13 protein-coding genes are annotated in these 15,036 nt (G+C 56.3%); 3 read left to right on the forward strand and 10 right to left on the reverse strand.

What is annotated here, in order from left to right:
* Positions 1-2: 2 nt before the first annotated feature.
* The 4 genes from ACU0FH_RS20165 to ACU0FH_RS20180 form a co-directional block, all read right to left on the reverse strand.
* Positions 3-2,789, reverse strand: coding sequence for a class I SAM-dependent DNA methyltransferase (locus ACU0FH_RS20165; protein WP_446196517.1), 2,787 nt, complete (start codon positions 2,787-2,789; stop codon positions 3-5).
* Between the two features lie 272 nt (positions 2,790-3,061).
* Entirely contained in the window at positions 3,062-4,198 is a 1,137-nt protein-coding gene (gene mcrC, locus ACU0FH_RS20170; protein WP_446196518.1) for a 5-methylcytosine-specific restriction endonuclease system specificity protein McrC, read from the reverse strand.
* Complete coding sequence (locus ACU0FH_RS20175) at positions 4,195-6,423, reverse strand: AAA family ATPase (protein WP_446196519.1); 2,229 nt, start codon at positions 6,421-6,423, stop codon at positions 4,195-4,197. Before ACU0FH_RS20175 ends, mcrC begins: the two co-directional genes overlap by 4 nt.
* Positions 6,424-6,526: 103 nt before the next feature.
* Positions 6,527-7,507 carry an HNH endonuclease signature motif containing protein gene (locus ACU0FH_RS20180; protein ID WP_446196520.1) on the reverse strand — a complete coding sequence of 327 codons (981 nt, stop codon included), beginning with the start codon at positions 7,505-7,507 and terminating at the stop codon, positions 6,527-6,529.
* Between the two features lie 359 nt (positions 7,508-7,866).
* Here ACU0FH_RS20180 and ACU0FH_RS20185 point away from each other — a divergent pair, with 359 nt between their 5' ends.
* Genes ACU0FH_RS20185 through ACU0FH_RS20195 form a run of 3 tightly spaced genes read left to right on the forward strand, consistent with a single transcriptional unit; the run spans position 7,867 to position 10,897 of the window.
* Positions 7,867-8,688: a type IV toxin-antitoxin system AbiEi family antitoxin domain-containing protein gene (locus ACU0FH_RS20185; protein ID WP_446196521.1), complete on the forward strand. Its 822-nt coding sequence runs from the start codon at positions 7,867-7,869 to the stop codon at positions 8,686-8,688.
* The gene (locus tag ACU0FH_RS20190; protein WP_446196522.1) at positions 8,678-9,595 is read left to right on the forward strand and encodes a nucleotidyl transferase AbiEii/AbiGii toxin family protein; all 918 of its coding nucleotides are present in this window, start codon (positions 8,678-8,680) and stop codon (positions 9,593-9,595) included. The genes ACU0FH_RS20185 and ACU0FH_RS20190 overlap by 11 nt, the downstream gene beginning before the upstream one ends.
* 15 nt (positions 9,596-9,610) lie before the next feature.
* A complete protein-coding gene (locus ACU0FH_RS20195) occupies positions 9,611-10,897 on the forward strand; it encodes a hypothetical protein (protein ID WP_446196523.1) in 1,287 nt (428 codons plus the stop codon).
* A 72-nt stretch (positions 10,898-10,969) separates the two neighbouring features.
* Here ACU0FH_RS20195 and ACU0FH_RS20200 read toward each other — a convergent pair whose 3' ends face one another.
* The 6 genes from ACU0FH_RS20200 to ACU0FH_RS20225 form a co-directional block, all read right to left on the reverse strand.
* Complete coding sequence (locus ACU0FH_RS20200) at positions 10,970-12,544, reverse strand: relaxase/mobilization nuclease domain-containing protein (RefSeq protein WP_446196524.1); 1,575 nt, start codon at positions 12,542-12,544, stop codon at positions 10,970-10,972.
* Positions 12,541-12,894: a plasmid mobilization protein gene (locus tag ACU0FH_RS20205; RefSeq protein WP_446196525.1), complete on the reverse strand. Its 354-nt coding sequence runs from the start codon at positions 12,892-12,894 to the stop codon at positions 12,541-12,543. The genes ACU0FH_RS20200 and ACU0FH_RS20205 overlap by 4 nt, the downstream gene beginning before the upstream one ends.
* A 725-nt stretch (positions 12,895-13,619) precedes the next feature.
* Complete coding sequence (locus tag ACU0FH_RS20210) at positions 13,620-13,919, reverse strand: hypothetical protein (protein WP_446196526.1); 300 nt, start codon at positions 13,917-13,919, stop codon at positions 13,620-13,622.
* On the reverse strand, positions 13,916-14,146 hold the full coding sequence (locus ACU0FH_RS20215; RefSeq protein WP_446196527.1) for a hypothetical protein: 231 nt from the start codon (positions 14,144-14,146) through the stop codon (positions 13,916-13,918). Before ACU0FH_RS20215 ends, ACU0FH_RS20210 begins: the two co-directional genes overlap by 4 nt.
* The gene (locus ACU0FH_RS20220; RefSeq protein ID WP_446196528.1) at positions 14,143-14,505 is read right to left on the reverse strand and encodes a DUF2958 domain-containing protein; all 363 of its coding nucleotides are present in this window, start codon (positions 14,503-14,505) and stop codon (positions 14,143-14,145) included. Before ACU0FH_RS20220 ends, ACU0FH_RS20215 begins: the two co-directional genes overlap by 4 nt.
* A 2-nt stretch (positions 14,506-14,507) precedes the next feature.
* The gene (locus ACU0FH_RS20225; protein WP_065331850.1) at positions 14,508-14,744 is read right to left on the reverse strand and encodes a hypothetical protein; all 237 of its coding nucleotides are present in this window, start codon (positions 14,742-14,744) and stop codon (positions 14,508-14,510) included.
* Positions 14,745-15,036: the final 292 nt, after the last annotated feature.

A 15,036-nucleotide genomic window follows, 5' to 3' on the forward strand; every position in this document is an offset into this window, starting at 1 on the left:
TCTTATGCTTTCATTCTTGAATTGGTTTGCGTCAAATCCTTGGATGTCGTCATCTTCGTGTATAGCTCGAAGAGCTTTTCCAGCCGCTCGGTATCATTTCGGAACCGGCGCCCAATGTAGATTCGTTCCAGAACTTCGTCATTTCGGTCATGAGCGGCGCGCAGATCGCCCGGCATCTTTTCGGGATCGTAGAGATCGGCAATAGTTGCAGGGAAATGCGCTTCTCGTGCGAGAAGGATGTCTTCGGCGCAGTGTGTGAGGTCTTCTTTGTTCTTCTCGGTCAGCTTCGGAACGGGAAAGGTATTCCATCCTAGAGTGTTAGAATAGCGGAAATCAGTTTTCATTTTCCCACAGACGGTTGCGATCCAAACCAAATGCAGGCTCGAAGCAATCAGCGCCAAGTTCCAAAGAGGCGCATTGAAGAGAACGAAAGCGAGGTTTGTCACAATGGTTCCCGGCCGCAAATATCCGACCGGCAAGTATTGCCGCGCCTCTGAAGAAACACTTGGGACGATGATTACTGTTTCATGTCCATTTTGGCGAATTTCGCCGAAGCGATGGGGATGGCTGGCGCTCGCAACGGTTGCTGATTTCGAACTCGCAAGGCGCATGGCTTTGACGCGCTCTAAGCGCTCGGAGACCGTTGGTATTCTATGTGCTTCTTCACGGACTCCCTCCTCAATCCAGAGGCAATAGCGGGATATCCCACGAATATACTCTGCCGACCCCAATATCGGGCGAATGAACTTGCTCTGCTGGCTTTCAGACATCCCAAGCGCAGCCACTTCGTCATTCGTGAGAAGTAGGTTTCCTCCATCGGTTGGCTGGTTTCCCTTTGTCATCTCTCCGATCAAGCTTATCGGTTGCGAGCGCTTGGTCACCTCAATATTCGGCGCAGCCACGAGATATCCGTTGATGTTCTCCGCTTCTTTCAGGAGGACTTCATTGTTTTGGTCGAGAGAATATAGCTTCTTCCTTGGATTTGAGGTATTCGAAATCGCTACGATCGCCACAGTTACACCAGCGTTGTGGCTGGCAAGATTCGCCCATTTGAAGCTTGTGTGAGCGAACGAGATTTCATGCCCCGAATCGAAGATCATCGGCCACAAGATCGGAACTTGTTGCCCTTGGCAAATGGAGTTCGTAGAAACAAAGGCAGCGCTACTTTGTGTGTGCATTCCAAAATCTGCCGCCTTCATGAACCAGCCCGCGACATAGTCGAGTGACTTCCAACTGTTGGTGCGATGCGCGAATATTGCTTCGAGATCAGACTTCTGCTCAGCGGACTGCATCACGGAGCCGAGATACGGTGGGTTCCCACAAATATAGGTCTCTCCACCCTCATTCTCGAAGTCGATCTCGGCTTGGTCGAGCGGCGTGCTGAACAGATCATCCCCATGCATCTTCACCCCTGTCCCAGTGGGGGGGCAGATGCTCAGCCAGTCGAGCCTGAGTGCGTTGCCGCAAGTGATCCAGTTGTCCTGATTAAGCGGCAGAACGTCTTTCAATGCCTCTTTCTGACCGCGATAGCTCACGTCGCACTGGTATTCAGCAATAATGAGCGCAAGGCGCGCGATCTCCGCCGGGAAGTCGCGCAGTTCGATGCCCCTGAAGTTGGTAAGGGGGATGCCTGAACGGCGATCGGCTTCCCCGCGCCGCTCGTTGATCTCCGCCTCGATCGCTCGCATTTCCTTATAGGCGATGACAAGGAAGTTGCCCGATCCGCAGGCAGGGTCAAACACCCTGATCTTTGAGATACGATTGCGCAGATTCAGTAGCTTGCGAGCGTTATCTTCGGCCTCTTCAAGCTTCTCGCGCAGATCGTCGAGAAAGAGCGGATTCAGAACCTTCAAGATGTTAGGCACGCTAGTGTAGTGCATGCCGAGTGCGCCCCGCTCCTCATCATCGGCGACGGCCTGGATCATTGAGCCGAAGATGTCGGGATTGATCTTCTTCCAGTCCAGATTGCCGATGTGCAGCAGATAGGAGCGCGCGATCTTGCTGAAATTCGGCACGTCGGTACTGCCCGAGAACAGGCCGCCATTCACGTAGGGGAACGCGTTTGCCCAACGGGCGATACCTGCCGCCTCACGCTCTTCGGGCTTGGTGTTCATCGCGTGGAACAACTCGCCGATGATCTCATGCGTGTTGGAGCTGTCCTTCTCGCTCATCAGTTCGATGGTCGACGTGAACTGATCCGTCTTCGGAAAGATGTCCGTGTCTTCGGCGAAGAAGCAGAAGATCAGGCGCGCCATGAAGTGGTTCATGTCGTGACGACGTTCTGCCGTTCCCCACTCCGGGTTATCCTTGAGTAGCTCAACGTAGAGGCGGTTCAGGCGGCCGGTGGCTTTGATGTCAAAGGCGCTTTCCCGGATTTGCTTGACGGTCGAGATACCGGCAAGCGGCAGGAAGAAGCCGAAGTGATCCGGAAACTCTTTGTAGTCACACGCGATCGGGGCGATGTCGGACGAGAGGTCTTCCGCTTCGAGCGTGACACCGTCGGTCGCCAGGATGAATTTGACGCGATTGCGAGAGTTCTGGGTAGCTGGGCTGTCGCGCAACTCGCGGATGGTTTCAGAGACCCGGCCCTCTTCACAGACCTTGATGTGGATGTTGTTCGTCTGAAGCAGCCCGCCCAAATCTGACTTGTTGGATGCGCCGCTGCGCAGGCGTTTGATGGTCGTGGCCTTATTGCCAAAGGCCTCCAGGAACGCGAACGGGAACTCTTCAGCATCGAACGGCTGTTCGGCCAAGGCGGAAATAGCTTCTTCGATTTCAACTGCGTTCAAGGTTCTACCCCGTTATCGTTTTCTTGTGCGCTGTCTTGCATGACCGCCTGATTAGAGCCACGCTCAGCCACGTAGGCACGCATGAACTCTCGTAACACCTGTGCGGCGGGCTTATCTTCCGCTTGGCACGCTTGGAGAAACTGCTCCCGCAGGTCTCGATCAATGCGTATGCGGAGGCCGACATCCTTCATCGAATGAAAGTGTATCCAATGGATACACGTTATTCCAGAAGTTTTCTGATAGTGTCGCGGATCATCCCAAGGTGGAATTGGTCAATATGTACCGATCCTGCTCAGCATTGGCAGCTCTCGTAGCTTCTCGACGACGCTTGCCGTCGGTTGGGCAAGATTGATCGTTGCAAAGCGCAGCTTGTGACCCTGAAGCTCCGCCGCTTCGTCGATGTCAACGCCGATTGCCGGATAAAGGAGCATCCCCTCTGAGGTCAAAGAGAGCGGATCATCTGCCCGTTCCTGGCTTCTAAGGTATGAATAGGTTTGGTAGATATGCCCGGTCTTGAAGCGCTGTCCTTCGCCGTACTGCGCGCTGGTCAGAATGTTTGTGAACTTCGTATCAATGATGATCCGTCGGTCCTCTTGCTCGTTCTCCAGAATGATGTCTGTGACCATTATGGGCAGATGCGCGCGGATACCAGGCGAGGCTGCGCCGACCGGCCAGTAAATCTGCTTTCCAGGATACACACGCCAACCCTCTTCGCGTGACAGTTCGGCGGCGAAGAAATTGCCGATAGCACGCTCGAAGAGTTTCCTGAACTCGGTATCATCGCGTGATGCTTTGAACAGAGAACGAACGCCTTCCTGCTCTGTGGGCAGGACCAGGTCGAAGACCGCGCGGGCTAGCGAGACCATGAGCCTGTCCTCGGCTTCGTGGCGTCCGATTTGGTCGGTTGCCATTTCGGCGCGCGATGGCATTTGGCCACCAACGCCCGCGCGCCCCAAAGCTCCGGCAAGGGTTCTGGTTCTGTGGGACAGATTCGGATCGGGCAATCGTCCGCCCAGTGATGTCAGGGCAGCCCGAACAAGCCTGTTTCGAGGGGTGTTGATTGTGAGTTCTTCAAACCGGCAGGCGATCTCGCCGCGCCGAAAAAGATCGCGGGATTCTGTTTCCAGAATATCGATGCGCCCTCGCACGCGCTTCAACGTATCGGCGCGTCGCCGGTAGCCAAAGCTGAGATTGCGCCGCAAACGGGTTTCCACCGCATGGCAAAGCAGTCGCGCAATGAGTGACTTGAAGTCTGGTGAGTCTTCAACCTCGGCCTCGAACCGCCCCTGAAAGCGAGCCAGGTCATAAGCGTAGAGAAACAGAAGCCAGACATTGCGTACGGGTATCTTGTCGTACGCGAGCTGCGCTTCATCAGCCTGCCAGATTTTCGCTTGCGATAACGCGCTCATAGGCCTTGTAGCAGCCGCGCTTTGGACGATGCGACCTTGTCCAAATTGTCGAACCAGTATTCTTCAAGAAGGGGCGCGATCTCCGTCTCAACAATGGCACGGAACCATTCTTTGCCGTCAGAAACGGTCTCGCAGGGCGCGGGCGTTACGTAGCTATGGCCTATTTTGAATTGCGACCCGAGAGAACGATCCGACGCGATCTCATCATTAAGTTCAGCCATGAGATGTTGGATTTGTTTTAGGACGGCTTCATCGATACCTGCCTGATCCATGCACCATTGCCGCCAGCTGTCATTCAGTGCCGTTTCCAGCGTGACGAATGCGAAACGCCGCCTGAGCGCCAGATCAACAAGCGCAAGCGATCGGTCAGCGATGTTCATGGTGCCAATCACAAAAAGATTGCGCGGGATGAAGACACGCTCGCCTGCTTCGTTGCGATAGGCAAGCTCGATGGCTTCTTCTTCGCCGCGCTTGTCCTTTTCGAGAAGTGTGAGCATCTCACCGAATATTTGAGCGGGATTGCCGCGATTGATTTCCTCGATAATCACGACATAGGGGCGATCGGGTTCCGCGCGCGCAGCCTCGACTGCTTCAAGGAACACACCATCGATCAAGGAAAGCGCACCATTGCCGTCCGGACGCCAGCCGCGCACGAAATCTTCGTAAGACAGCGACGGGTGGAACTGGATCGACCGCATTCGCTTTCGGATGACCGCGCGGTCCTTGGTTCCAATCAGGGCATAGCCCAGGCGTTTGGCAAGCCATGTCTTGCCCGTTCCCGGCGGCCCCTGCAGTATCAGGTTCTTCTTGCCGGACAAACGAGATAGCGCCGCGCTCAGAGAAGCTTGATCGAGAAAGCAGCCATCGCTCAGGATGTCTTCGACACCATAGGGCGCAATCTCGGCTTCCTCGATGTCGGCGTCGGCCTCTTCTTCTTCCAGCTCGATCTCGGTCAGAGTGGACGCACGGGTTCGGTAGCGTTTGGCCCAGTAAGGTTGCCGCAACCAGAATTCATAGTCTTGCTTGTGATTGCCGAAGGCGAACTGGATCAACCGCCTTGCAAGCTCATCGGAGGCATCGGCCTCGACGATGGTCACGCGGTAGGTGTAGAAGTACCATTCTTTGGCTTCCTCAAGCGGTGTCCAATCGACCTTGACCGTCTTGCCGTCTTTAGTCGCCTCAGTGACAGTGCCGATCGCCTTGATCCGCATACATGACACAGGCTTGTCCTGGTTCTCGAAGGGCAAGCCGTATTTCTTAACGAATGAAGCTTTGATCGCGATGCGGTCGCCAGGTTTCATCCGGGAGACGTGATCGGCGAATTTGTCATCATATCCGTTCTGCCAGATACCTTCATTCAGAAAGCGCTCGGTCTGATCGTCCGTTCCCCCCCACAGGGCGCCAACAAACCAGAAGTGCCGACCAGGATCATCGAAAAGAGTACTTTTGGGTTCATCAGGCAGCGTCGGTGCCGCTTCTTCATCATCGGCAGCCGTATCGCGATACCGCGCATGGACATCCTTGAAGAGGGCGACGGCGCTTTCGTGGTCGAGATAGGTTTCCCGCCCCTCGGCAGTGAGTGACCATAGTCCGCGCTTTTTGCTGTCAATCAGCCCAGCTTTGACAAGGTAGAAACGCGCCCATCCAACCTGGTTTTCGTACTTGGACTGACCGTTCTTGTTGGTTTCGCTCAACTCATCTGGCGTGACATCGGCGAGATCGATCACCTTATCCATTACTTGTCGCGGTTCGGCAGACCCGCCGAAGGTCCGCAATGCATCCAGCACTGGACCGAAGAACTGCACGAATTTTGGGCCGCCTGCGGAAACATCCGTTGTCTCATGCGCTTCGGTGAGTGCCAGATCGTCGGGCGCGTCGGGCGCCCAAGCGAACATGGATTGCTGCTGCTGTTCGACAAAAGCCGCTGGATCATCGACTTCAAAGCCAAATTCCTTGGCCGCTGTAATGAAACCTTCGCGCGCGGTGCCATCAAGTGTGCCGGTCTTGAGGTTGGCTTGATTGACGACGATGGAACTCGGCATCGGCCATTTTCGCTCGGCCGCGATCTGAACAAGATCACCGAGATGGGAGTTCATCTTGTAGCGAACATTTTGCCAGTGCGCGCCGTTAGCTTTGGCGAGGTCGCCATAGCTAATGAACCGATGTTCGCGAGCCGCTGCGAGGATGGCTTTGTAGGTCGTGTTTAGGTCGAGCTTATCAGTCATGGTGCAAGTCTAACGGCCTCATGCAAATTCGTGTAGATGATTCATTGACTTATCCAGAACTGACAAATTCGAAACCATTTGTGCCGAAGAGAAATGCGGGTGGCTAACAATAGTCATCAAACGTATCACCGCCCTCCCAAGGCAGTCCTTGGATCAGTGTGAACTCCTTCTCGGCTCCATCTGGCGTGAAGAACGTGCCGCAGCTCTCATGGACGTACTGACCATCCTCAAATGTGATCTGTGAGAGCGACCATGGCTTGATGGCCTGTTCGCCGTGTTCACCCAGAATGTAGAGCGCCGTGCCGTCTTCGAACATCGCGGCCTTTCCGACTTTTGTTTCTCCAAAAGGTGAGATGACGGCAACCGCATCGGCTGTGAGGCGTTCAAAGTAAGTGGCGAGCGGCGTTGCATCGCGCACGTCCGGACACAGTGGGAACTCTGCCGGCACTTGCCAGTTGCGCTGTACAGCGCCGGGCGTTTTTGAGGCGACAAGTTGCACTGGCGGTTCTTCAGCGGGAGGAATGCCGCGACCGAACACCCAATCGCCCAGAGTACCGCCGCCTGACGGCTGGTCAGAAGATGCCCATTTTAGCATGCGTTTCCGGCTGTACTCGGCCTCTTCTAGTGAAACCGTTCTCATCCACTCGAAATCGCTGGTTAGTGTTCCGTTCTTCGGATCGCGCGGATTAGCAAGAAATTCCTCGATGCTGCCATAGAGGTAGATCACGCGCTTTGCCGAGATCGGGTTCAGTAGGATATTTTCGAGCCTGGTCACCCACCGGAGGTTCTCGGGGCGATTATTGCGACGGTTCGTATCGATGTGATCGACAACATGGCTTTTGCTGGGCTGCTCACCATGAAACGCGGTCGCAACGATGCGATGAACCTTGTGCGAGGAAATGCCCATATAGCCATCACTCGTACTTGGATTTCCAAAGGTCCAAGTTTCATCAAGGGGGCGCCGTCTTTTGCCAGGTCTGGAGCGGCGCAGGACGGCACCATTGTCGCGGACGCAATAGTCTTCGCCGCGATAGGTGCAAGTCGCCTCACTGATGAAGTTGTGGAGTTGCTCGTCTTGCGTCATCAGGAGTCTCCATCACCCTTTATGCCCTTTGTTGTGTTGGATTTGAGAGGCTTTACACGGAAAGCCTTCATACGTATGAAGTCTCGCAGAAACACTCCATTGTTTTCAAACTATTTTTTTTGGTGGTCTATTTTCTTTCGCCCTGCTTCGCCGGAGCCGTCCGTCACCCCTCACTTGCTGATGGGGGTGCGGCGGCGAGGACGCAGCAGGCACCAACGCCCGCCCTGCTTTGCTGGTGAGGCCCAGAACAGCCCTTTGCCTTTACAAAACCCTTCATTGCAGCGCCAAGAGCGTTGAAAAGCAGACTTTCTTAAAGAGGGTTGTGGCGCGCTCTTTAAAAATATGTCATTATAGGCGTCATGGACACCGAAAGATCGCGAAACCTGAAGAAAGTCCTTGAAGCAGTGCCTGCAGGGTATCTGGTCGATGCGGCATGGCTCACTGACCACGGCGTCGCCTATGAGACTTTCCGCGACTACGTCAAGCGCGGCTGGCTAGACCGCGTCCATCGCGGCGTCTTCCGTCGCCCTGCACCCAACGCCTATAAAGCCAACACACTCGACTGGAAGACCTGCCTGCTCTCATTGCAGCACATCATGGGCTACGACGTCCATGTCGGCGGCACGACTGCCCTCGGCCAGCAAGGATACGACCACTATTTGCGCCTTGGCAGCAACGCCCCTGTCTGGGTCTATGGCGATGCCATACCGAACTGGCTCGCCAAACTGCCACTAAACGCACCATTAGAAACCCGCAGCACCTCGCTGTTCGCCGATCCGTCCCTCGGCCTAACCAAGGACGAGACTGACGCCAGCACCACCCTCCCGTGGGACTGGAAACTCAAGATGTCATCCCCAGAGCGGGCGATCATGGAAGCGATGGACGAACTGCCTGACCACGAGAGCTTCCATAACCTCGACATGGTGTTTCAAAGCCTGACCACGCTGCGCCCGCGAACGCTGTCAGCGCTTCTTCATAGCTGCAAGAAAATCAAGGTGAAGCGCCTGTTTTTCGTCTTCGCCGACCGCCACAACCACGCTTGGCGCAAGCGTCTCGATCCGGAGGAATTCAACCTCGGGAGCGGCGACCGCGCTCTTGTCAAAGGCGGCAAGATACACCCGCGCTACCGGATCATGGTGCCGGAAGAATTTGTGAGCACGGAGGCGAGCGATGGCGCGTGACATTTATAAAGCCCAGGTCGCGCTGCTCGTGCGCATACTCCCGTATGTCGCAAAAGAAGAAGTATTCGCACTCAAGGGAGGCACGGCAATCAACTTGTTCTACCGTGATCTGCCGCGCTTGTCGGTCGATATCGACCTGACTTACCTGCCAATCAAAGACCGCGCCGAAAGCCTGACTGAGATCAACGAGTCGTTGGAACGCATCGCCGGTGCAATTGACGCAGGCATCGCTGAAGCGAAGGTTCGCCGCATAGATGGCGGCGGTAAGAATCCGACACGCGTGCAGGTTAGCATGGGGACCGCCACAATCAAGATCGAGACCTCACCTGTAACGCGCGGCGTTGTTCACGAACCTAAGCTGATGGGGGTCACAGAAGCGGTCGAGGATGAATTCGGCTTCGCTGAAATCCAGGTCGTTTCGTTCGAAGACCTCTTCGGCGGCAAGCTTTGCGCGGCCACTGATCGGCAGCATCCGCGCGATCTTTACGATGTGAAACTGCTCTACGAGAACGAAGGCCTCACTGATGCCCTGTTCCGGACCTTTCTTGTCTATGTGGCAAGTGCCAAGCGCCCGGCTCACGAACTGCTGAACCCAAATATGATCGATCTCGACCAACCCTACGCCAAGGAATTCGAGGGGATGACGACAACGGCCGTACCGCTTGCCGATCTGATCGAGATAAGAGAGCGACTGGTAACCGACCTAAATTCGCGCCTTCACGAGGATGCCAAGGCATTCCTACGTGGTCTCTATGAGGGGACGCCTGACTTTTCGCTGATCGGCGCGCCACGCGCTGCAGACCTGCCAGCCGTCCGTTGGAAGCTGCAAAACATCAAAAAATTGAAGTCGGAAAACCAGGCGAAATTCGAAGCCCAAAAGGAAGCACTTGAAGAACTGTTCAAGTAAAGCAGACAAACAGCCATGAACGACGACGAGTCAAAAAAGAAAATCTCCGACAATCCAAGCACTGAAGAGATGAAGAAGCTGCTGCCAGGGTTACAGGCACTCGGTAGTGCATCAGATCTTCTCGGGAGGCTTGGGTTCAAAAGCGATAAACTCGCAGGGTTCAAAGACAAAGTAGACGATATGATGAAGCAGGCGGACATTCTCGATCTGCCTGACCGTTTCAACGCCGCATTCGGCGAGCGCGGGTGGATCGCCGTTGGCGGTGCTATGTCCGTTGATGTCATGAAAGAAGCCTTGAAGCTTCATGGCAACGGAAAGCCCGATGAAGCTGAAGACGTTCTGGTCGAGTGGTTCACCGAGGACCACATCAAACTCTTCGCAATCCTGCGCGCGCGGCGTTTCCACGAGGCGGAGCTTCGGGACGACCAATTGGAAGAAGCCCTGAAGCTGTATCTCGAAGAGCGCTACATGGCGGCGGTTCCGTTGATCCTGATCGCCTGCGATGGGTTTGCATCCGATGTCGCGCCCGTCAGCCCGTTCGAAAAAGATGCCGATCTCAGTTGCTTTGACTCGATCACAGGGCACGACACGTCCCTGCCTGCACTGATCAAGCTGATCACCAAGGGCGTTCGCAAGTCCCGCGATGATGAGATTGAAGTACCTTTGCGGCACGGCATTCTTCACGGCCGATCGCTCGGTTACGCCAATAAAAAAGTCTGTGCGAAAGCCTGGCTGCTGATGATCGCACTCGTGGATTGGGCGATCGACAAGTCATCTGAAGACGAACGGCGGCGGGAGTACGAAGAAAAGCAGAGCCGGACGCTCTCCGATGACCTCCGAAGCCTTGCGAAGACCCGAACTGACAAACAGATTATCGACGCGTTCGAACCATACGAGAAGGCAGGACCGTTCGAAGAGCCTCTGGCACCTGATGGACCGGAGATGGCGGCAACGGAATTTCTGTCGGGCTGGAAAGCCAAAAACTATGGCAAGATGGGAAAGGTCGCCGTCAACCTAGTGAACAAGCCCGCCAACAAGATGGCGGGCGAACTGAGGCTCATGGCCGAGTATGTCGAATTGCTGGACTACGAAATCAGATCAATCCGGTACGCGACAGTGGCAAGATGCGACGTGCGCATCTGGGCGCGAGCACAGACCCTGACCAAGGATGTTGAGGGCGAGTTCATGCTCATGCTCGTGCGGTACAACGCCGAAGGAAATGTCGCGATGCCGGGTGATGATGGTCACTGGACCGTGCAACAAAACTGCATCCACAACATCATGAACGAGAAATTCGCGTAAGGCTCACCGGACAGGCGGAATTGCTCTGAACGGTTTTCGACGTTGGTGACCGCTTTGCGGTGCCCCACGAACTCAATCCCCGCGCCGGTACCCATACCCGCCACGCTCGCGCCCTTGCTTCAGGCCTTTATCTTTCGCGCGCTGCTTCCAGTTCCGCTTCTTCTTTTGACCGTCGTCATCATCATCACCGCCACGATCATCATCGTCGTAGTGATGATCACCGGCCGCCTCGTGATTGAATTCATCCTGGAAGGCGCGTTCTTCAAGAAGACGCAGGTCGGTGCGCAAGAGGTCTGCTGCTTCAGCGGCATCCAATCCTCTCGCTTTTGCTGCAGCACGCAGCTGCTCCTGCCGCATCATCCGCTGCAGCATTTCCTGCTTGAGATCACGCTCAAGCGAAGCGCGCTCGCGCTTTTCGATCTTCTCGATCGACCGCTTGCGACCTGCCAGAGCAACACGTTCGCGCTCATGACGACGCGCAAGGGCCTGCTGTTCCAGACGATGCCGGTCACGCGGATCAAGCCCGACTTTTTCGGTGATGTGGCCGAGCACAGAACGCAGCGCCGGACGCTCTGAAATCAGATCGGCCACCCGCGCGCGCAAGCGGAACAAGAGCCCCCCGCTCTCGGATTTTTGTGCAGCATCGAGCGCGAGCCTTTCATCTTGATGGCGCGTCAGCACCTGCTGTTCGGCCTGCACAAATTCCAGCCTTCGCTCGCGCTGCCGCGCTTCCATGGCGGTGCGTTTCTGATCGATGCTGCGCTTAAAACGCTCATCATCATGCCGACGATCATGCTGCACGTCCTGTTGTTCACGCAGCCGGTCTTCCTGTGCTGCAAGCCGGGCTTTGGCTTGCTCCTGCGCCTGCGCAACATTTGGCAGTGACGCCATGTCGAGATCGGCGAGCCGAGCCTTTATTTCCTTAGCGCGCACGCCTTTGACGTAGCGCGTCAGGCTGTGCACATCGCCGAACTGATCGACGATAACATAAGCGCGGCTATCACCCTTGGCGAGCACATAGCCCTTCTCTTCGAGCGCGTTAACGAATGAGGCTGCACTATCGGCCTGCATGTAAGCGGCCGTGATGTTTTCACGCCGCTGCTCGGGGCTGATGCCGGTCTTCTTGGCGTTGGCCATTTCAGCAAGGCTAGGCTCAAGCTTGTCACCAAGCGCGCGGTTTTTATCCCGCCACTGCTTGAGCCCTTCCGGCAGTTCCTGCCCGAATTTTTCGGCAAGAACGACCGCCATGTCGCAGAGCCGCGCCTTGTAGAACGAGTCCGGGATCGCCTTCATCGACTCCGCATCGATGCGCGACCAGACGACATGGCAATGCTCGCGGCCTTCCTTCTCGTGGAACACAACGGCACGCGGCTGTCCTGCAAACCCCAGTCTGGATTCGATGGCGTCAATCGCCTCGAAATACTGCTCGCGCGTCAGCGCCTCATGGGGGTTGATGGACAGGGAGAAGAGTGGCTTTTGCGCGCGCGTCCCCGATGCGATCAGCTCAATCTCAGCAAAGGCGCCGTGCAGATCATCGGCGATAGTGCCGCGCACTTCGCAGAGCTCGGCACGCTCGTTGTCGTAGCCATTCATGAGATGGGTCGCGAGATCGGAACCGTTCGTCCGGCAGCTGCCTTTGAGGATCATGGTTTCCTCCCTAAGGCAGACATGACAACGGTGCGGAGTTCTGCGAGATCGCGCTGCGCGGCGATGACCGTCTCGGAAAGATGATCGAGATCGCCAGCATCGGCTGCCTGCCGCATGGAGCAGGCGATCGGCCCGAGAGCGGCCAGCAGACGTGCGGCAAGTTCGCGATCAAGGGGCGGTGTGCGTGATGCGCGAATGGGCGCTTGGTCGAGAAGGGCGAAACGGATCACCGCAGACACAGACAGACCGGCAGCATCGGCTTGCTGCTTAACGAGCGAGGCTTCCTGCTCGTTAAAGCGCGCCTTGAGAATGATCTGGCGCTCTCTTTTGTTGCTGCCGCTGCCAGCCATAGCGTATTCCCGTTTCACCTCTCGTAGGCCACCGGGTGCAGGACCGTTTCCTGCTCGTGATCCAACACCGAAATGTTGGTCGATGGAGTTCCAAGAGGAGAGCCGAAGTCTCCCTTTTGGTCGCCGTCCAGGGTGCGAATTTCCCTGGTGCATGGGTTCAGTCCGGATGGGAGAAGCATATCTCCCAAGGTCCGGTCGATGGTTGTAGGAGAGCGAAGTCTCCTGCTCAGGTTTCCAAAGGGCACGAAGGCTCTTCGGTCGTGGTGCAGCAACGAAATGCTGCTGTGGTGTGAACAAGGGGGACGATTCGTCTCTCTTTCGGTCTCACCACACGAGCGGGGGATGGAACGGGGGCGGCTCTTTAGCCCCCTTCCCAAGATGGCGCGGTGGCACCGCGCACATCTTGTATCGCTCTGAAAACGACCTATTCAGCTAATGATAACGGAACAAGATTAGTGATTTCTTAACACCTGCCCGCAAACCAGCGCTGAGCAAGCGATCCCGTTGATATACATTCATTTTTACGCTGAAATTGACGAGCGGACAAGAGTTGGACACGCGCTTTCCGCCGCCAATTGATCGCCTGTACCACGGGCTGAATCGGATCGGTGTGGACAGACGTGCACCAGCACGGACCACGCGCCGATCCTTGCCGATCAGGCAAGCCGGAACGTGCGAAAGCCCTCCGCCGGTCTTGGCAGAGGGCTTCGGCAATATTTGTGCAACTAGAAGAGTGTGAGCTGTTTGCTCGCATCGATATAGCGCTTCCACGCATCACTCTGCGCTTCGTGATCGAGCCAGGCGATGGCAAACGCCACGGGACCGCCGTGATCTTCCACAATCTCGCGATTGGTGAAATGCGAGCGGTAGCCTGTCTCAGCGACAGGTAGCTTTGCCCGCCCGTCAGAAACCAGTTCCAGATGCGCGATGGGGTACGCGGTGGAACTTGTCCACCGCGCCGCCCAACGGACTTCGATGCCGATACCCTGCCATTCGATGCGGAATGTTTGGTAGGTGCTGCTCATGGCGCACCTACCTTCGCAACGCGGTATCGGTCGGTATCGTCTGCTTCAGGGTGCGTTTGATCGGCGGTGATTTCGTCCCAGAGATCATCTAGGAACTCATCCAGAGCCGCCTGGGCTTCCGCATCGGTTGCGAAGGTTTCGTATTCGACCGTTCCATCAAGGTGCTCGATGCGCCAGGTGTTCACCCAGCCATCGCAGATCGTGTATGTTTGCACTTCGTATGTCATGCGACGATCCTCCCGTTTGCGCGGGCAAGATCGGCATAGGCTGACAGGCTGCGATCTGCTGCGAAGTGCCGGTCGCGTTCGACGGGAAGGCCGAAGGCCCCGCGTACGCTTTCGATCTCGCTTATACGCACGCTGCCAAGTTCCGGGCATCCAAATCCGAGATCACAAAGCCCGAAGGCAAGGTCGGGATCGTCGGGATCAAGCTCGGATATCAGCCACGTGCAGTTTGCATCGGGGGTGAAGAGTTTGACGACCGGCATATGGTCAGGTTCATCGGTTCCTTCGAGTTGGGCCGCGCTCGTTGCGCGACCCTGCTCGATCAGCTTCTGAAACTGGCTGTCGAGAATGAGCTTCATCATGGTCAGCCCTCCTTGCCGGGTTTGAAGGATGCGGGAAGGATCACAAGGCGGCCTTCTGTTGCGGCCAACGGCGTGGTCAGGTTGCCCTTGAAGCCCTTGCCGGATTTGGTCGGCCAGAGGCCTGAGAGTTCGGTCCAGTGTGCTTCACCTTCGGGCGTGTCCTGCACGAGCCATGCGCGGAATTTCGGGCGTGAGCCTGTGCTCTTGGACTGATCGTTAGTTTCGGTTTCATTCGTCATTTCAAGTCTCCTTGTTGAATTGGGCCAGCTCCATAGCCAGCCGATGCGGATGCGACCGGCGGATGCGTCGGGGCGGCTGCAACGCTTTGTTGGGGGGACCGGAAACGTCAGTGGACGGGGGAGCCGACAAAGCAAGTTGCGGCCATGAGCCCCGCGCTATCCGCCAGCTTCTCGCTCGGACTGGCGATGCGAGCGGCAACCGATCTTCGGAGACGTGACGAAGCCATGCGAAACAGATCAGCGATTAATCGGCACCGGTGATGCCGAGCCCGCCATGACGATATGCGTTGCA

It is taken from the genome of Heliomarina sp., from assembly GCF_052826185.1.

What these genes read in the sequence shown, in the direction of transcription:
- mcrC (WP_446196518.1), bottom strand. Translation starts at nt 4,198, where the DNA reads ATGAGCGCGTTATCGCAAGCGAAAATCTGGCAGGCTGATGAAGCGCAG.
- ACU0FH_RS20175 (WP_446196519.1), bottom strand. Translation starts at nt 6,423, where the DNA reads ATGACTGATAAGCTCGACCTAAACACGACCTACAAAGCCATCCTCGCA.
- ACU0FH_RS20180 (WP_446196520.1), bottom strand. Translation starts at nt 7,507, where the DNA reads ATGACGCAAGACGAGCAACTCCACAACTTCATCAGTGAGGCGACTTGC.
- ACU0FH_RS20185 (WP_446196521.1), top strand. Translation starts at nt 7,867, where the DNA reads ATGGACACCGAAAGATCGCGAAACCTGAAGAAAGTCCTTGAAGCAGTG.
- ACU0FH_RS20190 (WP_446196522.1), top strand. Translation starts at nt 8,678, where the DNA reads ATGGCGCGTGACATTTATAAAGCCCAGGTCGCGCTGCTCGTGCGCATA.
- ACU0FH_RS20195 (WP_446196523.1), top strand. Translation starts at nt 9,611, where the DNA reads ATGAACGACGACGAGTCAAAAAAGAAAATCTCCGACAATCCAAGCACT.
- ACU0FH_RS20200 (WP_446196524.1), bottom strand. Translation starts at nt 12,544, where the DNA reads ATGATCCTCAAAGGCAGCTGCCGGACGAACGGTTCCGATCTCGCGACC.
- ACU0FH_RS20205 (WP_446196525.1), bottom strand. Translation starts at nt 12,894, where the DNA reads ATGGCTGGCAGCGGCAGCAACAAAAGAGAGCGCCAGATCATTCTCAAG.
- ACU0FH_RS20210 (WP_446196526.1), bottom strand. Translation starts at nt 13,919, where the DNA reads ATGAGCAGCACCTACCAAACATTCCGCATCGAATGGCAGGGTATCGGC.
- ACU0FH_RS20215 (WP_446196527.1), bottom strand. Translation starts at nt 14,146, where the DNA reads ATGACATACGAAGTGCAAACATACACGATCTGCGATGGCTGGGTGAAC.
- ACU0FH_RS20220 (WP_446196528.1), bottom strand. Translation starts at nt 14,505, where the DNA reads ATGATGAAGCTCATTCTCGACAGCCAGTTTCAGAAGCTGATCGAGCAG.
- ACU0FH_RS20225 (WP_065331850.1), bottom strand. Translation starts at nt 14,744, where the DNA reads ATGACGAATGAAACCGAAACTAACGATCAGTCCAAGAGCACAGGCTCA.